Here is a 19,010-nt window from a genome sequence, read left to right as displayed (position 1 = left end):
TAACCGCGGTACCACCCAAATTGCGCAGAGCATCCTGCGCCCCTTGATGCCCCGGTAACGTGGGACAGCTCCGAGAGCGGCTTGCTCTTCAGCTCACCACTCCTGCTCCAAAGTGACAGCACACCGCCCGACCGTACCGGATTCGCAGCATTCTCCGGCTCTCTGAACGGCAAATGCAGTGCACACTCTTCTTCAACGCATTTATAAAAAGAATATAGCGTTTTTTGTGCGATTTGTCAATTACTTTTTCTTCAAAAGAATTTATCCCACTGCATCTTACGGTTTGGGCCTTATTCGTGAAAACGCGTTTGGAGTGGCCCGCAGGCCACGACAAACGCAAATATAAAAAATATTTTTTCCGCTATCAATGGCCAGAGCAAACGCATCGGCCATTTTCAATCCGCGATCCCTTCATCCTTCAGCCTTGCAATGAGCCGCTCCATCAGGGCGATGCGGTTGAAGGGGGTCATCAGGTAAAAGCCGTCTGCATAGGGCGCTGCAGCCTGCGCGGCCTTCACCGAGACTTCCAACCCCAGCTCTTCGCCCTGCGCACGGTCCAGCCCGGCAAAACGCTCAATGATCTCCGCATCCACATGGATGCCGTTGACCTCGTTCTCCATAAAGATGGCGTTGCGCTGGCTCACCACCGGCATGATGCCGGCCAGAATTTTCGCCTTTTCGCCCAGCGTTTCGCGGGTCTTTTTCAGGTTCACCACCGCCTGTGCGGAGAGCACCGGCTGGGTAAGGAAGCCGCTCATGCCATTTTGCAGCTTTTCCTGTGCGCGGCGCAGCTCCACATCAAAGTTGCGGGCGTTCAGGTTCAGCGCACCGAACACGGTGAGGGGCGAGGGCATCTCCCGGCCCTCCCCTGCCAGCGAGACGATGTACTGCGCCAGCTTGCGGGAGTTGAACTGGTACACGTTTTTCACCTCGTCCCGCTCCGCGGTGGGGATGGGGTCGCCGGTGATGGCCAGCACCTCCCGCACGCCCTCGGCGTACAGGCCCAGCAGCAGGGCCTTGGTGGCGTTCAGATTGCGGTCGCGGCAGGTCATGTGGGGCAGCACGTTCAGCCCCAGCTCCCGGTGCACCCGGCAGGCCACCAGCGAAGAATCCATCCGTGCCCGGGCAATGGGACAGTCCGCAATGGTCAAAAGGTCTGCACCAGCAGCCTGCAGGCGGCGTGCACCGTCCAGATAGCCGGTCAGGTCGGCATCCTTGGGGCTGTCCAGCTCAATGGCGATCACCTTTTTGCCCGCGTTCAGCTTGCGCAGGAAGGCATCGTCTTTTTCCACCTCCGGCTTTGCGGCAGTGGAGACTGCTACTGCCGGGGCTGCAGGCAGTGTTTCCGGCAAGGCATCCAGTGCCGCACGCAGGGCCGCAATGTGGGCAGGCGTAGTGCCGCAGCAGCCGCCCAGAATGCGCACACCCTCGGCAGCAAGGCGGGCCAGCTCCCGTGCAAAATATTCCGGCCTGCCCTGATACTGCACCCGGGTGCGTGTGACCACCGGGTAGCCCGCGTTGGGCATCACTGCAAGCGGCAGCTTTGTCTCGCCAAGCTGCTGCACCAGCGCACGCATGGCACCGGGAGCAGAAACGCAGTTCAGGCCCACAGCATCCACTGCACCGCAGGCAGTCATGCTGCGCACAAGCTCTGCGCAGTGACGGCCCTCGCGGGTGTAGCCGTCCGGCAGCACTGCAAAGGACACCAGCACAAAGGCATCCGGCACTGCTTCTTTGATCTGCCGCGCGGCTTCGGCCACACCGGCATCGCTGCTCAGCGTCTCAAACAAAAAGTTCTTTGCACCCAATGCGACAAACCGCTCGGCAAGGGCCGTATAGATCTGTGCCGCCGGGAGTGCCTCGGTGTCCGGGGCCGGGCCAAGATCGGCAAACACGGCAGCGCTGGTCTTTGCAGCGGCCTGTGCAGCCAGTTTCCAGCCTTCGTCCGCCATGGCCTCCCACATGGGGTTCTGCGCTGCTGCCATGCGCGGCAGGCCGAAGGTGTTGGTCTTGATCGCATCGGCACCCGCTTCCAGATACGCGCGGTGCACGGTCAAAATGCCATCCGGGTCCAGCAGGTTTGCCTGCTCACATTCCTGCCCGGGCTTTGCCTTATAATATGTACCCATGCCGCCATCGAACAGCAGCGGGCGCTTTTTTAAAATTTCACGCACATCCTTCATGAGGGAGTTCTCCTTTTTCCTACAAAAACGCTTGGCTTTCAGTTTAATGCACAAATGCCGTCCGGTCAAGCGTTTTTTCACGGCGGCGCTTGCAGGAACGCAAAATTTGTGCTATCCTATGCATACTTTATAAAGTGGGGAGGTGTGTGCCATGCGCCATGCCGGAACGCAAACGCTTGAGACCGACCGGCTTTTCCTGCGCCAGCTTCTGCCCGAGGATGCCGAGCAGATGTATACGAACTGGGCATCCGACCCGGAAGTGACCCGCTTTCTGCGGTGGGAGCCGCACAAAAACGCGCTGGAGACCGTAGGTCTGCTGGCGGCATGGGCCACCCTTTACCCGAACCCGGACTACTACCAGTGGGCCATTGTGGAAAAGGCTTCCGGGCAGGTGTTTGGCAGCATCAGCATCTTCAATGCTCTGCTCGGTGACCCGGCACAGAAAGCGCTCTGGCCGCAACAGGACTGCACAGACGGCATCTGGGAAGCAGGCTACTGCATCGGGAAGCACTGGTGGAACCATGGTTTTGCAACCGAAGCTTTAAAAGCAGCAGTAAACTACTGGTTTGAGAATACAGACGGCGGCTGGCTCACCTGCTGCCACGCAAAAGAGAACCCTGCCAGCGGCCGGGTGATGGAAAAAGCCGGTTTTGTGTACCACCACGACACCGTTGATCACAAGTTTGACGGCACACCGGTGGAGTGCAGAAGCTATCTGCTGACAAGAGAACGATATAACAGAAAGGACTTACTTTGAGCGAACTTTACGATATTTTGGTAGAAACACCCCCGACGAAGGTCATTCTGCTGGCGCTGGATCAGGGCCTGTGGGACTGCGAGCGCAGCCTTGCAGAGCTTTCCGCCCTGTGCGAAGCAAACCACATGGAAGCCGTGGCACAGGTGACCCAGAAGCGCCAGACCCCGGAGACCGGCATCGTGCTGGGTAGCGGCAAGCTGGAGGAAGCATCCCTTGCCGCCGAAACGCTGGGCGCGGAATGCGCCGTATTTGACGGCGAACTGACCGGCAGCCAGATCCGCAACATCTCCAATGCGCTGGGCGGACTGGAAGTGATCGACCGCACCATGCTGATCCTTGAAATTTTCCGCAGCCGCGCCGTCACCAACGAGGGCAAGCTGCAGACCGAACTGGCCCTTCTGCGCTACCGCCTGCCCCGTCTGCAGGGCATGGGCGAAGCGCTCAGCCGTCAGGGCGGCGGTGGCGGCGGCGGTGGTGGTGCCCGCCGCGGTGCCGGTGAGACCAAGCTGGAACTGGACCGCCGCCATGTGCATGCCCGCATCGATGCGCTGGCTGAAAAGCTGGCCGAAATGGAAAAGCGCCGGGGCGAGAGCCGCAAGGCCCGTGCCAAGACCGGGATGCCGGTGGTCAGCCTTGTAGGCTATACCAACGTGGGCAAATCCAGCCTGATGAATGCTCTGTGCGGCCCCAGCGTAGCCGAAGCGGACATGCTGTTCGCCACACTGGACCCCACCAGCCGCAAGCTGATACTGCCCAGCGGCATGGCGGTGCTGCTGGTGGACACGGTGGGCTTTGTGTCCCGCCTGCCCCACAATCTGGTGGAAGCCTTCAAGTCCACGCTGGAAGAAGCGGCATGGTCGGACGTGATCATCCGTGTGGCAGACGCAGGCGATGAGCAGCGGGAAGAGCAGCTGGCCGTCACGGACGAGGTTCTGGACGGGCTGGACTGTGCGGACATCCCCCGCCTGACCGTCTACAACAAGTGCGATAAGCCGGGTGCCATGAGCTTTGACCCGGACATCCTGCTCACCAGTGCCAAGACCGGCTACGGTCTGGACACCCTGCTGGCAAAGCTGGACGAGGTGCTCAGCGACCGGGTGCACACCTTAAAGGTGCTGCTGCCCTACGATAAACTGGGCCTTGCCGCCCCCATGCGGGAGCGCGGCAGCGTGCAGGTGGAGGAATACCGGGAGGACGGGCTGTATCTGGAGGGCATCGTCAAGACGGAAGACCTGCACTGCTTTGAAGGGTATCTGGTCTGATAGGCGTACACGATCTAAATCGCCTCCGCTGTGCTCCGGCTATCATCAGCGGAATAATATTTTGAGATAGAACAAGCCCGGAAAGTCTGCGGACTTTCCGGGCTTGCATTTTCACGGGCGGGGTCGCAGCCGAAAGCAGCTGCTCTATGGGTCGAGTACATTGTCTGCCACTGCTTTTTTCAAAAAGAAAAAATCCCCAACAAACACAAAAACCCGCCTGGCAGCGGGCTTTTGTGTATAGAGGGGTGGGAAAGTATATAAAGTGGTGAATCTCAAATTCAAAGCGGCAGGCGCTTTCTGTTTTGCGCTGCCTTGCATGATGTATTATACCCCTTTTTGTTTTCTTGTCAAACAAAATTTTCCGGTTTTGCTTTAAATTAAGTCTTTACTTTTTCGATAAAACTTTATATAATTAACGCAAAGCAAAGCAAAAGCAAAATTTTTTGGCTTTTGTATGTTTGCACCAACAATAAAACTTTACTTTCAAAAAATTTTATACAATCCAACATATTTTCAAAAAGGAGTATTCCCCATGGATGATCTGGATCGTAAGATTCTCTCCCTGCTGGCAAAGAACGCACGGATGCCGGTCAAGGAGATCGCCGAGCAGGTATCGCTGACCAGTCCTGCTGTTTCCAGCCGCATTCACAAGCTGGAAACGGATGGCATCATCAGCGGCTACACCGTCACCCTGAACCGCCCCGCTGACCGGATGTATGTGGATGCCCTCATCAGCCTTTCGGTAGCACCTTCCAAGCAGGATGCCTTTCTGGAGCTGCTGCAAAGCAGCAAGGAAGTGCTGCAGTGCTACCACGTCACGGGTGCATACACCTTCCTTGTCAAGGTGAGCTGCGGCAGCATGCCCCAGCTGGAACACCTGATCCTGCAGTTCCAGAAGCTGGGCACCACCAGCACCCAGATCATCCTTTCCACGCCGGTGAACCACGGCGAGCTGGATGCCCTTATGCTGTAACGCTGTTCATAAAATAGTTACGTTTGCGGTGCAATTCTGCCGGGGCGTTCTTTCGTATTATGGATAGCAGGCGTAAAACAGCACACAATAGCTTCAAAACCGCTGCGCCCGCTTTCACACGAAGATTTTCACACACGAAAGGACTTCATTTATGAAACGTATCATTGCTTCCCTGCTTGCCGGTCTGTGCCTGCTTGCTCTGGTGGGCTGCTCTGCCGGCAGCAAGGCCGACTCTTCCGCCCCGAAGGACTACTCCCAGATCATCCACGATGCCCGCACCGACGAGGACAACGAATACGATATGATCTTTACCAAAGGTGAGGACGGCAAATTCACCGCCATCGACGGCTACAGCGCCGAGTATGAGGCCGACCAGCTGAATGACGAGCTGAAAGACATCGTGTTCCCCCTGCTGGGCCTTGAGGACGGCAGCTACGAGAGCTTTGCCGCCTCTGTTTCCTCCATGATGGTGCGCAGCTACGCCGTTGCCATCGTAAAGCCAGCCGAGGGCAAGACCGATGCCGTGAAAGCCGCACTGGAAGCCTATGTGCAGAGTGAGCAGCAGTCCATGGAGCACTACCTTGAGGATCAGTATCTGGTCGCCAAGGCGGCCACCGTCACCGTAGCTCCCACCGGTGAGGTGGTTCTGGTGTGCGCCGAGGATCACGACACCATTCTTTCCAACATCGAGAAAGCCCTTGCCGCATAATTTTTGCCCTGCCGAAGCCGCATCCTGCCGGGATGCGGTTTCTTTTTGTGTGCAGATATGCTATACTGTTCCCGTGAACTTGCACTGAAATACAGGAGTATTTATGTATAAAGCGACTATCGTGATCCCGAATATCAACGGCAAGGGCTGGCTGAAGGATTCTATCGAGTCGGTCTATGCCCAGACCGAACAGAACTTCCGTCTCATTGTGGTGGACAACGGTTCCACCGACGAAAGTCTGGAGCAGGCCCGCAGCTATTGCAGCCGCGAAAATTTCACCCTCATCGAAAACGGCACCAATACCGGCTTTTCCCATGCAGTGAATCAGGGCATTGCGCTGGCGGACAGTGAATATGTGGTGCTGTTCAACAACGATGCCTTTGCCGAACCCCAGTGGCTGGAAGAGCTGATCCGCACCGCTGAGACCGACCCGAAAATCTTTGCAGTGCAGAGCCTGATGATCCGACACTTTGACCGGGAGCTGGCCGACGATGCCGGCGATTATGTCACATGGATGGGCTTTGCCTGCAAGACCGGCGATGGCCGCCGCGCCAGCCGCTATACCCGGCAAAAGCGCATCTTCTCGGCCTGCGGCGGTGCGGCGCTCTACCGCAAGAGCATTCTGGACGAGATCGGCAATTTTGACGAGAACTTCTTTGCCTACTTTGAGGATGTGGACCTGAGCTGGCGCGCCAACAATGCAGGCTATAAAAACCTGCTCTGCCCCACCGCCAAGTGCTACCACATCTGCGGTGCCAGCACCGGCGCGGTGAAGTACAACGCCTTCAAAAGCCAGCAGAGCGGCCGCAACAGCATCCTGCTGCCCCTCAAGAACGAACCGCTGCTGATGCTGATTTTAAACTTCATCCCGCTGGCCGTGGGCTACCTGCTCAAGTGCTACAAGTTCCACAAACAGGGCTTTGGCGAGGCATGGGACAAGGGGATGCACGAAGCCTTTGCCCTGCTGAAAAGCGGCAGGCTGGGCAAGCGGCCTTTCCGCCTGAAGGATCTGCCCAACTACATCCTGATGGAGCTGTGGATGATCTGGAACATGGTGCCGTACCTGTGGTACCGGCTGGTGATCGTAAAATTTGACCTCAAATAAAAAATACCGGATACGAAGCATCTGCCTTGTATCCGGTATTTTTGTTTTGTATTATGCCGCCGGGCTGGCTGTGCTTTCGTCCGCCTGTGCCTCGGTGCTGTCGGCGGACTGTTCCTCCGCCTGTGTATCCACGCCCTCGTCTGCAGCGGTGCTGTCTGCCTCAGCCGAAGCAGAATCTGAACCGGCTGCTGCAAGAATGGCATCCTGCACATCGCTTTCTGCCATGGGTTCCGGCACATTCGCGGCCGGTGTGCTTTCCGTGCTCTCGGCCTTGGTCTCGCTCTCGGTCAGGCCGGTGAGATACCAGCTGCCGCTCTGGCGCTCGAACAGATAATCCATGTACTTGGTGGGCGTATCCGAAGAAACATTGATGATGCTGTCGTCCGTGCTGGTGGTGGGGATATAGCCCACGGTCACATGCAGCTTGCCGCTGCGCTTGAACAGCTTGGTGACTACAGCGCGGTAGTAGCCCACCGTGCCGGTGACCGGGATCTTATAGCACTGGGTGGCATCGTCAAACTCGATGGTCATATCCTCCATCTCAAAGCTGCGGTGGGTCAGCTTGAAGCCGGGGCCAAGCAGCTTTGCAAGGTAGGCATCCACATCCAGCGAGGGCAGCAGCAGCTGTTCGGTGTCGGGGTCGGTATTGTAGTTGTCAAAACCGCCCTGCGTTTCCTGAATATTATAGATGCAGCCCCACACCGCAGCTTCGCGCAGAGTCAGGTCGTCGATGTTCTCAATGCCGTCAAATGGCATGGGGTCAAACAGCACAAGCCCTTCCAGCTTATCTTCATATTCCTGCTTTTGGGCGGTATCATCGAACAGGTTCGCCACCGCGCCCACACCGGCCCGCAGCACGGTAACAAAGCCCACGATCACCAGAATGGCAACCAGAAGGCCCAGTGCCTGCCGCCCGCGGCGGCGCTGCATCCGGGCATGTTCTTCAGGGGTAATATAATGTTTCATAGTTGTTTTATCTCCCAGGGTTCTCAAATGCTACAGTGTCCAGTATACCACATACCGGCCCATTGTGCAAAACTATGCCCGTGGTTTTTTTGTGAAAAGCGCATTCCTTATTCCCATGTCTTCCACACATCGGGCTGGTAGCCCACGGTGGCCTTGCGGCCATTGCGTACAATGGGCGTTAAAAACAGCTGCTGGTTCTCAAACAGCTTGTCCTCCTTCTGCCAGTCCACCAGTGCGTCCAGAAGTGCAAGGGTCTGCTTGTCCTTCGCATTGGGGTCCACCAGCTTTTCCCAGCCGCCAAGAGCGCGGGCCACGTTCTCGAACTCGCCGCGGCTCATCTCTTTTTCCTTGAGGTCGATCATCTGGAACTTGATGCCGCGCTCCTTGAAATAGCGCTGGGCCTTTTTGGTATCAAAGCACTTGCTTGTGCCAAAGATCTGAATATTCATGGTCTGTACCCTCCTGAATTTTTATTGTACCACATCCTGTGCCCTCTGCATAGGCATAATTCGCAGCCGGATGGGCCATACTGCCCGCAGGGCATTATCAGAAGGAGGTTTTTCTATGAACGCATACGTTGACCCTGATCTGTGCATTGGCTGCACCCAGTGCGCCGGGCTTTGCCCCGCCGTGTTCCAGATGGAAGGCACGCTGGCCGTGGCCCAGCCCGGGCCGATCCCACCGGAGGAGGTGCCGCAGGCTGTGGACGCAGCCAACGCCTGCCCGGTAAGCGCGATCCGCATCGAGGAGTAAGAGGGAAGGCCGTCAACCATGTTGGCGGCTTTCTCTCTTTTTTACGCAAAAATCCCCCGCTGGGCACGGTTTTGTGGTATAATGCAGAATGTGTAATAATGCAATGGAGGAACACGACTATGCGTTTACTGGTCATTGACGGCAACAGCATTGCCAACCGTGCTTTTTTTGGCATCAAGCTGCTGACCACCAAGGACGGACGATACACCAACGCCATCTATGGCTTTCTGAATATCCTGCTCTCCCTGCTTAAGGAGTGCGAACCCGACGAGGTGGCGGTTGCCTTTGACCTGAAGGCTCCCACCTTCCGCCACAAAATGTACGATGGCTACAAGGCCACCCGCCATGGCATGCCCGAAGAGCTGGCCCAGCAGATGCCGGTGCTCAAGGAACTTCTGGCAGACCTCGGCTACCGCACCGTCACCGCCGAAGGCTGGGAAGCGGATGATATTCTTGGCACGCTGGCCGCTGCCTGCGCCGCCCGGAAGGACGACTGCTTCCTTGCTACGGGAGACCGGGACAGCCTGCAGCTGGTCAGTGACACCACCACTGTGCTGCTTGCCGCCACTGTCATGGGACGCAGCAAGACGGTGACGATGGACGTGGATGCCATTCAGGAAAAATACGGCATCCAGCCCAGACAGCTCATTGAGGTGAAGAGCCTGATGGGCGATGCTTCGGATAATATTCCGGGCGTGAAGGGCATTGGTGAAAAGACCGCCCTGACCCTTGTGCAGAACTTTGGCACGCTGGAAGGCGTGTACGAGCACATCGACGATAAGCTCATCAAGCCCAAACAGCGGGAACATTTGCTGGAATGCCGCGAGATGGCCCAGCTGAGCCACACCCTTGGCACCATCCGCACCGATGCCCCCATCGACACGGCCGAGGGCACCTATGCCGTGGGCGAGGGCAACAAAGCCGAGGCCGTGCGCCTTTTGCAGGAATTGGAGATCCACTCTCTGATCCCTCGCTTTGGGCTGGACGGCATTGCACCTGCCGCCCCGGAAGAAGAGGACGGCATCGAACTGGCTGAAGCAGAGCTGGAAGCTCTGCCGCTGACCCCTTCCGGCACCTATCTGGTAGCATCGCGCCCGGCCGTGATGGGCAAGCAGGGCACCCGCAACGTGGTGCTGCAGCCGGAGAACTGGTACGCCGTGCAGGACTGCACCGTTTACCCGCTGGAGGATGCAGACCTTGTGCGCCTGCTGGACAACGCAGACGTAACGCTGGAAGTGTTCAACGCAGCGCCCCTCTATGCCAAGGCCATGGCCGCAGGCGGCTGGGGCAGCAGCATCGTGTGGGATGGCAAGCTTGCCGCCTACCTGCTGGATGCATCTGCTTCCAAGTATCAGATCAGCGAGCTGACCGCCAGCTACCGCGCCGCTGCTGCCTTTACCTGTGCCGATTACCCGGATGCAGGCCGCCTTGCAGACCTGTTCTGCAAGATGAAGGCCGAGATCACCGCCTGCGGTGAGGACAGCCTTTACAATGAGATCGAGTTCCCGCTGGCACAGGTGCTGGCCGATATGACCCGCACCGGTGTGCTGGTGGACAAAGACGGCATCGAGCAGTTCGGCGTAAAGTTGCGCACTGAGCTGGAGCAGGTGCTCACCCGCATCCACATGGAGACCGGCAGCGCCAGCTTCAACCCCAACAGCCCCAAGCAGTTGGGCGAAATGCTGTTTGACACCATGGGCCTGCCCCACGGCAAAAAGACCCAGCGCGGCTGGTCCACGGATGCCGAAACACTGGAAAGCCTGCGGGATTACCCGCTGGTGGAGGACATTCTGCAGTACCGCGCCTACCAGAAGCTGAACTCCACCTACGTGGAGGGCCTGCTCAAGGTGATTGGCGAGGATGGCCGCATCCACTCCACCTTCAACCAGACCGAGGCCCGCACCGGACGGCTCTCGTCCGATAACCCCAACCTGCAGAACATCCCCATCCGCACCGAGCTGGGCAGCCAGCTGCGCGCCTACTTTATTGCAAAGCCGGGCTGTGTGCTGGTGGATGCCGACTACAGCCAGATCGAGCTGCGCATTCTGGCCCACATTACCGGCGATGAGCACATGCAGCAGGCGTTTTTGAACGGCGAGGACATCCACCGCAGCACCGCCGCAAAAATTTACGGCATCCCGCAGGAAGAAGTCACCTCCCGGCTGCGCTCTTCTGCCAAGGCCATCAACTTTGGCATCATGTACGGCAAGGGCGCTTACAGCCTTGCCAAGGACATCGGCGTGAGTGTGAAGGAGGCAGATGCCTTCCTCAAGAACTATCTGGCCGCGTTCCCCAAGGTGAGCGGCTACATGGATAAGACCATTGCCGATGCCAAGGCCGTGGGCTATGTATCCACCCTGTTCGGCCGCCGCCGTGCTCTGCCGGAGCTGGCAAGCAGCAACTTCAATGTGCGTTCCAGCGGCGAACGCATGGCCCGCAACACCCCCATTCAGGGCACTGCGGCCGACGTGATCAAGCTGGCTATGGTGCGGGTATGGAAGCGGCTGCGGAACGAAAAGATGGAAAGCCGCCTGATCCTGACCGTCCATGATGAACTGATCGTGGAAGCACCGCAGGCTGAAGCCGAAAAGGCTGCGCAGATCCTGCGGGAGGAAATGGAAGGCTGCGTGCAGTATGCCGTGCCCCTGAGCACCGATGTGCACGCAGGCAAAAACTGGCTGGAGGCCCACTAAAACATGATTATTTTGGGAATTGAATCCACCTGCGACGAGACCGCCGCAGCTCTGGTGGAGGACGGCCGGCACCTGCTGAGCAACGTCATTTCCACCAGCGTAAAAGAACAGGCTCTTTACGGCGGCGTTGTGCCGGAGATCGCCAGCCGCCGCCACTGCGAATTTATCAGCGCTACGGTCAAAAAAGCCCTGCTGGATGCAGGCAAGACCATCGACGATGTGGATGCCGTGGCCGTCACCTTTGCGCCGGGCCTGATCGGTGCAGTGCTGGTGGGCGTGAATTTTGCCAAGGGTCTGGCCTACTCGGCCAATAAGCCTTTGGTGCCGGTGCACCACCTGCGCGGACACATTGCCGCACTGTACCTCACCCACCCGGAGCTGAAGCCTCCCTTCCTCTGCCTTGTGGCCTCCGGCGGCCACAGCCACATTGTGGAGGTGCAGGACTACACCCATTACCACATCCTCGGCCACACGGTGGACGATGCCGCCAGTGAAGCCTTTGACAAGGTGGCCCGCACGCTGGGTCTGCCCTATCCCGGCGGCCCCAGCGTGGCCAATGCCGCCAAGACCGGCAACCCCAAGGCCTATCGCCTGCCGGTGCCCCATGTGGACGGCAAGTACAACGTGAGCTTTTCCGGCCTGAAAACCGCCGTGCTCAATGAGGTGAACAAGGCCCAGATGAAGGGCGAAGAAGTGAATGTGCCCGACCTTGCCGCCAGCTTTCAGGACCGCATTGCGGGCATTCTGGCCGAAAAGCTGCTGCTGGCCGCAGCGGACACCGGCGCAAAGCAGGTGTGTCTGGCAGGCGGCGTTGCCGCCAACGGACGGCTGCGTCAGCTGGTGAACGACGGTGCCCAGAAGCTGGGTGCAAAAGTTTATCTGCCGGAGCTGAAATTCTGCGGTGACAACGGCGCTATGATCGCGGCGCAGGGGTATTACCAGTACATTGCAGGCCACACAGCGGGCCTTGAACTGAACGGTCTGCCCACTTTACCCATCGACTACGAATAAGCAGTATAAAAAGACCTGCCTTTCCGGGATCTCCGGAAGGACAGGTCTTTTTCTTATGCAAAATATTCCTGTGCACGCTTTGCAGCGTTGTTGATGCAGGCCCGCAGCTCGTCCAGCGTATCAAACTTTTTGCTGGGGCTGAGGTAGGCGTGGAACTCCACCACCGGGTCGGTGCCGTAGAGGTCGCCGGAAAAGCCCGGGATAAAGGTCTCGCAGGTCACCTTGGTGGCATCATCATTGACGGTAGGGCGGCTGCCAAGGCCGGTGGCCGAAGGATACCACACCCCGCCAATGTGGGTGCGGGTGATATAAATGCCGCTGCGGGGCAGCTGAAAGCCCTCGGGATACAGCTGGTTGATGGTGGGCACCCCCAGCGTGTGGCCCAGACCTGCACCGTGCTGCACCTCGAACCGGATGGCGTAGGGCATCCCCAGCATGGCGTTTGCTGCCGGGATGTCGCCGCCTTCCAGCGCGGTGCGGATGCGGGTGGAAGACACCGGCTTTTCCTCAAACTGCGCCATGGGCACCACGATCACCTCCACGCCCAACGGAGCGCAGAGGGTGCGCAGCAGCTCCGGGTTGCCGGCCGCTTTGGCACCAAAGGTAAAGTTTTCGCCGCAGACCAGCGCACGGGCATTGCAGTCCCGCACGATGCCCAGCACGAACTGCTCCGGGGTCAGGCCCTTGATCTCCTCAAAGTCCGGCGTGAGGTAATACTCCACGCCAAGGCTTGCGATCAGAGCATGCTTATCCGCTGTGGAAAGCAGGCGCTTGCCCTTCATCTTATTCACCATCGGCAGCTTGAAGGTAAACACCGCCGGGGCGGCATCGTGTTCTTTGGCCCACTGCACGGCGCTTTCGATCACCGCACGGTGGCCGATGTGGATGCCGTCAAAAAAGCCCATTGCCACTGCGGTGCCTTTTTCCGGCTGCGCCAGCGGCAGCGGTGCAAATTGTGAAATGATCTGCATGGGTTTTGTTTCCTTTTTCAATTACGTTCTACGAACAGTTTTTCCACCCGCAGCACACCCTGTACGATATTGGCAAGGCCCAAAAACTGTCCGGCGGCATTGCGCACCCGGTAGCGGCCATCTGCTGCCGGATACCGGCTGGTGGGGCAGCCGTTGTACAAATGCTGTTCCACCCAAGGCTCCACCACCAGCAGCGGCAGGCTTTCAAACACGCTTTCCACCGGCAGCATCAGCGCTTCCAGTGCGTCCATGCCCTGCTCTTTTGCGGCAAGAATTTCCTCCAGCGTGTGGGCATCGGCTTCGGTGTACACGCCCGCCGAGGTGCGGCGCAGTGCGCTCATGGTGCCCTTCTGGCCCATGGCGGCGGCAATGTCTTCCAGCAATGTGCGGATATAGGTGCCCTTGGAGCACGTTACATCCAGCACATACTCATTTTCGGCAGGGCTGCCGCCGTAGGTGATGCTGTAAATTTCAATGGGGCGCGCCTTGCGCTCCACGGTCACGCCCTCACGGGCCAGCTTATACAGCGGCTGACCGTTCAGCTTGATGGCCGAGTACATGGGCGGCACCTGCATCTGCGGGCCGATGAATTGTGGCAGCACGGCCAGCAGTTCCCCTTCGCCCGCCGTGACCGGAGCCGTTTCCAGCACAGTGCCGGTCACATCGCCGGTGTCGGTGCGTGCGCCCAGTTTTAAAACCGCACGGTAGCTTTTATCGTGGTTCAGCTGCAGGTCCACTGCCTTGCTGGCACCGCCGCAGAACACCGGCAGCACGCCGGTGGCCATGGGGTCCAGCGTGCCGCTGTGGCCCAGCTTGCGGGTGCCCAGCACGCCGCGCAGCTTTGCCACCACATCAAAGCTGGTCCAGTCCATGGGCTTGTCAACGATCAGGATGCCCTGCATTTATGCTTCCTCCTGCGGTGCGTCCAGCTCGGCTTCCACCTCTGCCAGAATTGCATTTTTTGCGTTTTCCAGATTGCCCAGCAGCTCACAGCCTGCAGCGCGGCTGTGACCGCCTCCGCCCAGACGCCGGGCGATGGCGCAGGCGTCCACGCCCTTTGCGGTGCGCACACTGATACGGTAGCTGCCGCCGGGCTGTTGCCGCAGAGTCAGGCCCACCTTTACGCCCTCAATGCTCACAGGCAGGCTGGTCAGTTCTTCCAGATCGGCCGGGTCCACCCCGCTCTGCTCGATCTCGTCCCGGGTGAGGTAGATGAGCGCGCATCGGCCGTCCAGATAGTATTCCAGATGGTTGCGGGCAATGCGCTCGGCCTCCATGCGCTCACGGGGCTTGGTATCGAACAGCAGGGTGTTCAGCTCTTCCACATGACAGCCCGCCTCAATGAGCTTTGCCGCCACAATGTGGGTGTTTGCCGTGGTGGAAGAGAACCGGAAGCAGCCGGTGTCGGTTGCAAGGCCGGTGTAAAGGCAGTCTGCAATGTGCGGCGTAATGGCAACGCCCATGGCGTTGATTACCTCGTACAGCAGCTCTGCCGCCGCTGCAGCGCTGCCATCCAGCAGGGTGAAGTCGGCATAGCCGCTGTTGCCTGCGTGATGGTCGATGCACAGGTCCACATGGCGCGAGAACTGCGTCATACCGTTGTTTTCTCCAAACAGTTGCACGCTGGCGACATCCACCGCTACCACCGTCTGCGGCTCAAACTCACCTTTGAACATATGTGCGTTGGTAAACGCATACCGGTTGGGAATGGCATCGGAGCAAAGCACTGCCACATTTTTATCCAGTGCTTTCAGTGCACAATACAGCGCGCTGCCGCAGCCAATGGTATCGCCATCCGGGTTTTTGTGACACAGAATCAAAATGTTGTCCGCCGTCATCAGGCGCTGGGCCATCTGCTGCACATTCAACTGTTCTGTCATTCCATGATCCATCCTTTCCGCAGGCGGAATTATTCTTCGGTCTCCTCCGGTGCGCTGGCTTCGGTGTCAGCGTCGCCGTTCACGTTCAGCGTGCGGAGCAGCTCGTTGATGTGGGCTGCATAGGCGGCACCGTCATCCTCTACGAAGATGAAGCGGGGAGCCTTGCGGATGTGCATTTTCTTGCTCACTTCAGTGCGCACATGGCCTGCCGCGCGGTTCAGTGCCTCGATGGCGGGCTTTGGGCCGTCCTCGCGGCCCATCACGCTCACATACACCTTGGCCACATCCAGATCAGGGGTCACATCCAGACGGGTGACGGTGAGCAGACCGCCCTCCAGACGCGGGTCCTTCAGCCTGCCGATGATGGCAATGATCTCGCGCTTCATATCCTGCGCCAGACGGCCCATATTCTTCTGAGACATAGTATTTCTCCCTATAAAAGAAAACCCTCTCAGCCTCGCTTCGCTCGGCAGCTCTCCCGAGGGACGAGCTTTTTGCGTGGATACGGCAAACGTTCCGTTTCTCTGCAAACCTCCCACCTCGGGGGAGGTGGCATTGCGCCAGCAATGACGGAGAGGGATATTTCAGATCTTAATCGCGGTACTCTTCCATCTTGAAGGCTTCGTACACGTCGCCTTCCTTAACGTCGGCAAACTTTGCCAGAGTAACGCCGCACTCGTAGCCCTCGGCCACTTCCTTGGCATCATCCTTGAAGCGCTTCAGGGATGCGATCTCGTCCTCGGTGATCACGATGCCGTCACGCACCACGCGCACCTTGCTGTCGCGGGTGATCTTGCCGCTGGTCACGCGGCAGCCTGCAACGGTGCCCACATTGGAGATCTTGTACACCTGACGGACCTGCAGCTCGCCCAGAGACACCTCGCGGAACTTGGGAGCCAGCATGCCCTTCATAGCGTCGGTGACATCGTTGATGGCATCATAGATGACGCGGTACATACGCATTTCCACCTTGGTGGCAGCAGCTTCTTCCTTGGCCACATTGTCCGGGCGGACGTTGAAGCCGATGATGATGGCGTTGGAGGCATCGGCCAGATCCACGTCGGACTTGCTGATGGCACCGACGCCGGCATGGATGACACGCACGCGCACCTCTTCGTTGGAGATCTTCTCCAGACTCTGCTTCACAGCCTCGGCAGAGCCCTGCACATCGGCCTTGACCACGATGGCCAGTTCCTTCATGTCGTTCTGAGCCATCTGGCTGAACAGGTTATCCAGCGTGACCTTCTGGAAGGAGGAGAACTGCTTTTCCTTGGCGGCAGCAACGCGCTGTTCGGCCAGCTCACGGGCCAGACGCTCGTCCTCAACAGCCTCGAACAGGTCGCCTGCTTCCGGCACTGCGGTCAGGCCGGTGATCTCCACAGGGGTAGAGGGGCCGGCATCGCTCAGCAGCTGGCCCTTGTCGCTGCGCATGGTGCGCACGCGGCCCACAGCGGTGCCGGCAATGATCACATCGCCGGAGTGCAGGGTGCCGTTCTGCACCAGAATGGTGGCAATGGGGCCCTGGCCCTTGTCCAGACGGGCCTCGACGACCGCACCCTTGGCGCGGCGGTTGGGGTTTGCCTTCAGCTCCATGACCTCAGCTTCCAGAGCAATGCGCTCCAGCAGGTCGTTGATGCCCATGCCGGTCAGGGCAGACACCGGGATGCAGGCCACATCGCCGCCCCAGTCCTCGGTGATGATGCCGTACTTGGTCAGGCCTTCCATCACGCGCTCGGGGTTTGCGGTGGGCTTATCCATCTTGTTCATTGCCACGATAATCTTGACATTTGCAGCCTTGGCGTGGTTGATGGACTCGATGGTCTGGGGCATGATGCCGTCGTCGGCAGCAACCACCAGAACGGCGATATCGGTCATATTGGCACCGCGGGCACGCATGGAGGTGAATGCCTCATGGCCCGGGGTATCCAGGAAGGTGATGAGGCTGTCGTTGACCTTGACCTGATATGCACCGATGGCCTGCGTGATGCCGCCGGCCTCGCCTGCGGTAACGTTGGTCTTGCGGATGGCATCCAGAATACTGGTCTTGCCGTGGTCAACGTGGCCCATGACGCAGACCACCGGGGGACGCTCCACCAGATCCTCCTGCGAATCCTCTTCCTGCGTGAACAGGCGCTCCTCGATGGTCACATGCACCTCGTGCTCGACCTTTGCGTGGAACTCCTCTGCCAGCAGAGAAGCGGTATCGAAATCGATCACATCGTTGATGGCGTGCATCTCACCCATCTGCATGAACTTGGCAATGACCTTGCCGGCCTGCTGCTTCAGGCGGGCAGCCAGCTCGCCCACGGTGATCTCGTCGGGGATCATCACCTTCAGCTGTGCGCTGCGGGCCTTTTCCAGCTGGATGCGCTGCAGACGCTCGAACTCGGTCTCGCGCTTGCCCTTCTGGAACTGCTGGCGCTGGCGCTGACCGCGCTGGGTGAACTTTTGCTTGTTGCCCTGCGGGGTGGGCTTGCGGCGGTTCTCGGTGTTCTTGGTGGAAGCCAGATCATCGTAACGGGCATCGAAGCGGTCCACGTTCATATCCACAGTGCGGGTATCCACGGTGACCTGATTGTCCTCGCGGCGCACGGACACAGCCTGTGCCGGAGCAGCGGATGCCTTGGCACCGGTCTCACGAGCCAGCTCACTGAGAGAAACGGTCTTTTCCTCGCGCTTCTTGTGCTGCTCGTTCTTCTTTTCGTTATGCTTATTGCCGTTCTTATCCTGCTGGGCAGGCTCTGCCTTTTTGGCGGCAGGCTGCTCCGGCTTCTTTTCCGCCTTGGGAGCTTCGGGCTTTTTCTCGGCCTTCTTCTCGGCCTTCTTCTCAGTGGGCTTCGGCTCTTCCTTTGCGGCCTTGGCGCTGTTCAGGAATTCGTCCAGATTTGCCACGCTGTTATCCTTGCTGAACTTTTCCAGCAGGTAGTTCAGCTCGTTCTCTTCCAGATTGGAGCTGTTCTTCTTGCCGGTGCTGCCCATGGCGTTCAGCTCATCCAGGACCTTCTTGGCGGAAAGGTTCAGGTCCTTTGCAAAATCACTCACTTTATATTTTACGATCATTCGGTCATATCCTCCTCATTTTTGATTGCTCCGCAGTCCGACAGGCGGTCAAAGCAGAGCTTTGCGAGGTTGCGGTCAGTCACCGCGTAAACAGCCACAGGCTTGCGGCTGATATCGGCCAGTTTATCCTGCGTAAGCGGCATGGTGATCACATCCACCAGATCGCCCACAGAATAGTCGAGGCGCTGCACGGTCTTGGCGCTGGCATCGCTTGCCACCATCACCAGCCATGCCTTGCTCTTGACACAGGCATCTTCCACGGCATCAAAGCCCATGGTCAGTGCGCCCGCCTTGCGGCACAGGCTCAGCGCCTGATACAGCGCTTCCTCCGGCGGCAGCTTGGGCTTTGCGGGGGTGTTATTCTTCTTTGCCATTTGCTGCTGCCTCCTTTGCGGCTTCGGCCAGCTGTGCGGCCAGAGCCTCGTAAACTTCGGCGGGAACCGGCTGCTCAAAGCAGCGCTCCAGCGCCTTTTTCTTTTTTGCCTTGGTCAGGCAGTCGGGGTTCGGGCAGAGATACGCGCCGCGGCCCGGCTTTTTGCCGACCAGATCAATGCTGATCTCTCCGCTGGGTGCACGCACCACACGCACCAGCTCCTTTTTGGGGCGGCTGGTCATGCAGCCGATGCACTGGCGGGAAGGGATCTTTTTCTGTGCCATCCGGTTTCCCTCCTTTGGCCATCTGCGCCA

Annotated in this window: 18 protein-coding genes and 1 other annotated feature (1 of these 19 only partly in view); of the genes, 8 read left to right on the top strand and 10 right to left on the bottom strand. The window is 58.8% G+C overall.

Going from position 1 to position 19,010, the window contains the following annotated elements:
• Positions 1 to 205, bottom strand: a binding site (T-box leader) (it extends 17 nt beyond the left edge of the window).
• Positions 206 to 395: 190 nt separating this feature from the next.
• Positions 396 to 2,183 carry a bifunctional homocysteine S-methyltransferase/methylenetetrahydrofolate reductase gene (locus PXT33_RS05045; RefSeq protein WP_332376024.1) on the bottom strand — a complete coding sequence of 596 codons (1,788 nt, stop codon included), beginning with the start codon at positions 2,181 to 2,183 and terminating at the stop codon, positions 396 to 398.
• 151 nt (positions 2,184 to 2,334) lie between these two features.
• Between PXT33_RS05045 and PXT33_RS05040 the strand changes: the two genes are divergently transcribed.
• The 5 genes from PXT33_RS05040 to PXT33_RS05020 all read left to right on the top strand — a co-directional run bounded on the left by PXT33_RS05040 (position 2,335) and on the right by PXT33_RS05020 (position 6,989).
• Entirely contained in the window at positions 2,335 to 2,940 is a 606-nt protein-coding gene (locus PXT33_RS05040; RefSeq protein WP_332376023.1) for a GNAT family N-acetyltransferase, read from the top strand.
• Positions 2,937 to 4,202: a GTPase HflX gene (hflX, locus tag PXT33_RS05035; protein WP_005945458.1), complete on the top strand. Its 1,266-nt coding sequence runs from the start codon at positions 2,937 to 2,939 to the stop codon at positions 4,200 to 4,202. The genes PXT33_RS05040 and hflX overlap by 4 nt, the downstream gene beginning before the upstream one ends.
• Positions 4,203 to 4,734: 532 nt before the next feature.
• Complete coding sequence (locus tag PXT33_RS05030; protein WP_005945452.1) at positions 4,735 to 5,175, top strand: Lrp/AsnC family transcriptional regulator; 441 nt, start codon at positions 4,735 to 4,737, stop codon at positions 5,173 to 5,175.
• A gap of 151 nt (positions 5,176 to 5,326) precedes the next feature.
• Positions 5,327 to 5,884, top strand: a complete 558-nt coding sequence (locus PXT33_RS05025) for a DUF4358 domain-containing protein (RefSeq protein WP_154261153.1) — start codon at positions 5,327 to 5,329, stop codon at positions 5,882 to 5,884.
• Positions 5,885 to 5,987: 103 nt separating this feature from the next.
• Positions 5,988 to 6,989: a glycosyltransferase family 2 protein gene (locus PXT33_RS05020; protein WP_005945443.1), complete on the top strand. Its 1,002-nt coding sequence runs from the start codon at positions 5,988 to 5,990 to the stop codon at positions 6,987 to 6,989.
• Positions 6,990 to 7,040: 51 nt separating this feature from the next.
• Here the strand turns inward: PXT33_RS05020 and PXT33_RS05015 are convergent, their stop codons facing one another.
• Both PXT33_RS05015 and PXT33_RS05010 read right to left on the bottom strand, forming a co-directional pair.
• The gene (locus PXT33_RS05015) at positions 7,041 to 7,955 is read right to left on the bottom strand and encodes an Ice-structuring protein (protein WP_097773874.1); all 915 of its coding nucleotides are present in this window, start codon (positions 7,953 to 7,955) and stop codon (positions 7,041 to 7,043) included.
• Between the two features lie 107 nt (positions 7,956 to 8,062).
• On the bottom strand, positions 8,063 to 8,404 hold the full coding sequence (locus PXT33_RS05010; protein ID WP_005945436.1) for an arsenate reductase family protein: 342 nt from the start codon (positions 8,402 to 8,404) through the stop codon (positions 8,063 to 8,065).
• 115 nt (positions 8,405 to 8,519) lie between these two features.
• On the opposite strand from PXT33_RS05010, the gene PXT33_RS05005 reads away from it, so the two are divergent.
• The 3 genes from PXT33_RS05005 (at position 8,520) to tsaD (ending at position 12,412) form a co-directional block, all read left to right on the top strand.
• Complete coding sequence (locus tag PXT33_RS05005; protein WP_005945433.1) at positions 8,520 to 8,708, top strand: ferredoxin; 189 nt, start codon at positions 8,520 to 8,522, stop codon at positions 8,706 to 8,708.
• A 119-nt stretch (positions 8,709 to 8,827) separates the two neighbouring features.
• Positions 8,828 to 11,401, top strand: coding sequence for a DNA polymerase I (gene polA, locus PXT33_RS05000; RefSeq protein ID WP_332376022.1), 2,574 nt, complete (start codon positions 8,828 to 8,830; stop codon positions 11,399 to 11,401).
• A gap of 3 nt (positions 11,402 to 11,404) precedes the next feature.
• Positions 11,405 to 12,412 (top strand): tRNA (adenosine(37)-N6)-threonylcarbamoyltransferase complex transferase subunit TsaD, encoded by a 1,008-nt coding sequence (gene tsaD / locus PXT33_RS04995; RefSeq protein WP_346352513.1) that lies wholly within the window; start codon positions 11,405 to 11,407, stop codon positions 12,410 to 12,412.
• Between the two features lie 53 nt (positions 12,413 to 12,465).
• Here tsaD and ribF read toward each other — a convergent pair whose 3' ends face one another.
• The 7 genes from ribF to rnpM all read right to left on the bottom strand — a co-directional run bounded on the left by ribF (position 12,466) and on the right by rnpM (position 18,980).
• A complete protein-coding gene (ribF, locus tag PXT33_RS04990) occupies positions 12,466 to 13,383 on the bottom strand; it encodes a riboflavin biosynthesis protein RibF (RefSeq protein ID WP_120079721.1) in 918 nt (305 codons plus the stop codon).
• 17 nt (positions 13,384 to 13,400) lie between these two features.
• A complete protein-coding gene (gene truB, locus PXT33_RS04985) occupies positions 13,401 to 14,285 on the bottom strand; it encodes a tRNA pseudouridine(55) synthase TruB (RefSeq protein ID WP_120079719.1) in 885 nt (294 codons plus the stop codon).
• The gene (locus PXT33_RS04980; RefSeq protein WP_097773879.1) at positions 14,286 to 15,275 is read right to left on the bottom strand and encodes a bifunctional oligoribonuclease/PAP phosphatase NrnA; all 990 of its coding nucleotides are present in this window, start codon (positions 15,273 to 15,275) and stop codon (positions 14,286 to 14,288) included. It lies immediately after the preceding gene.
• Positions 15,276 to 15,292: 17 nt separating this feature from the next.
• The gene (gene rbfA, locus PXT33_RS04975; RefSeq protein WP_005945412.1) at positions 15,293 to 15,685 is read right to left on the bottom strand and encodes a 30S ribosome-binding factor RbfA; all 393 of its coding nucleotides are present in this window, start codon (positions 15,683 to 15,685) and stop codon (positions 15,293 to 15,295) included.
• A gap of 169 nt (positions 15,686 to 15,854) precedes the next feature.
• A complete protein-coding gene (gene infB / locus PXT33_RS04970) occupies positions 15,855 to 18,323 on the bottom strand; it encodes a translation initiation factor IF-2 (RefSeq protein WP_097776638.1) in 2,469 nt (822 codons plus the stop codon).
• Complete coding sequence (locus PXT33_RS04965; protein WP_097780834.1) at positions 18,320 to 18,697, bottom strand: 50S ribosomal protein L7ae; 378 nt, start codon at positions 18,695 to 18,697, stop codon at positions 18,320 to 18,322. The genes infB and PXT33_RS04965 overlap by 4 nt, the downstream gene beginning before the upstream one ends.
• Positions 18,681 to 18,980, bottom strand: a complete 300-nt coding sequence (gene rnpM / locus PXT33_RS04960; RefSeq protein ID WP_005945403.1) for an RNase P modulator RnpM — start codon at positions 18,978 to 18,980, stop codon at positions 18,681 to 18,683. Before rnpM ends, PXT33_RS04965 begins: the two co-directional genes overlap by 17 nt.
• Between the last annotated feature and the right edge of the window lie 30 nt (positions 18,981 to 19,010).

It is taken from the genome of Faecalibacterium taiwanense (genome assembly GCF_036632915.2).
Lineage (GTDB): Bacteria > Bacillota > Clostridia > Oscillospirales > Ruminococcaceae > Faecalibacterium > Faecalibacterium taiwanense.
The sequence above is the reverse complement of the archived record's forward strand: the minus strand, read 5'-3'. Positions and strand labels throughout refer to the sequence as shown.

What these genes read in the sequence shown, in the direction of transcription:
- PXT33_RS05045 (WP_332376024.1), bottom strand. Translation starts at nt 2,183, where the DNA reads ATGAAGGATGTGCGTGAAATTTTAAAAAAGCGCCCGCTGCTGTTCGAT.
- PXT33_RS05040 (WP_332376023.1), top strand. Translation starts at nt 2,335, where the DNA reads ATGCGCCATGCCGGAACGCAAACGCTTGAGACCGACCGGCTTTTCCTG.
- PXT33_RS05030 (WP_005945452.1), top strand. Translation starts at nt 4,735, where the DNA reads ATGGATGATCTGGATCGTAAGATTCTCTCCCTGCTGGCAAAGAACGCA.
- PXT33_RS05025 (WP_154261153.1), top strand. Translation starts at nt 5,327, where the DNA reads ATGAAACGTATCATTGCTTCCCTGCTTGCCGGTCTGTGCCTGCTTGCT.
- PXT33_RS05020 (WP_005945443.1), top strand. Translation starts at nt 5,988, where the DNA reads ATGTATAAAGCGACTATCGTGATCCCGAATATCAACGGCAAGGGCTGG.
- PXT33_RS05015 (WP_097773874.1), bottom strand. Translation starts at nt 7,955, where the DNA reads ATGAAACATTATATTACCCCTGAAGAACATGCCCGGATGCAGCGCCGC.
- PXT33_RS05010 (WP_005945436.1), bottom strand. Translation starts at nt 8,404, where the DNA reads ATGAATATTCAGATCTTTGGCACAAGCAAGTGCTTTGATACCAAAAAG.
- PXT33_RS05005 (WP_005945433.1), top strand. Translation starts at nt 8,520, where the DNA reads ATGAACGCATACGTTGACCCTGATCTGTGCATTGGCTGCACCCAGTGC.
- polA (WP_332376022.1), top strand. Translation starts at nt 8,828, where the DNA reads ATGCGTTTACTGGTCATTGACGGCAACAGCATTGCCAACCGTGCTTTT.
- tsaD (WP_346352513.1), top strand. Translation starts at nt 11,405, where the DNA reads ATGATTATTTTGGGAATTGAATCCACCTGCGACGAGACCGCCGCAGCT.
- ribF (WP_120079721.1), bottom strand. Translation starts at nt 13,383, where the DNA reads ATGCAGATCATTTCACAATTTGCACCGCTGCCGCTGGCGCAGCCGGAA.
- truB (WP_120079719.1), bottom strand. Translation starts at nt 14,285, where the DNA reads ATGCAGGGCATCCTGATCGTTGACAAGCCCATGGACTGGACCAGCTTT.
- PXT33_RS04980 (WP_097773879.1), bottom strand. Translation starts at nt 15,275, where the DNA reads ATGGATCATGGAATGACAGAACAGTTGAATGTGCAGCAGATGGCCCAG.
- rbfA (WP_005945412.1), bottom strand. Translation starts at nt 15,685, where the DNA reads ATGTCTCAGAAGAATATGGGCCGTCTGGCGCAGGATATGAAGCGCGAG.
- infB (WP_097776638.1), bottom strand. Translation starts at nt 18,323, where the DNA reads ATGATCGTAAAATATAAAGTGAGTGATTTTGCAAAGGACCTGAACCTT.
- PXT33_RS04965 (WP_097780834.1), bottom strand. Translation starts at nt 18,697, where the DNA reads ATGGCAAAGAAGAATAACACCCCCGCAAAGCCCAAGCTGCCGCCGGAG.
- rnpM (WP_005945403.1), bottom strand. Translation starts at nt 18,980, where the DNA reads ATGGCACAGAAAAAGATCCCTTCCCGCCAGTGCATCGGCTGCATGACC.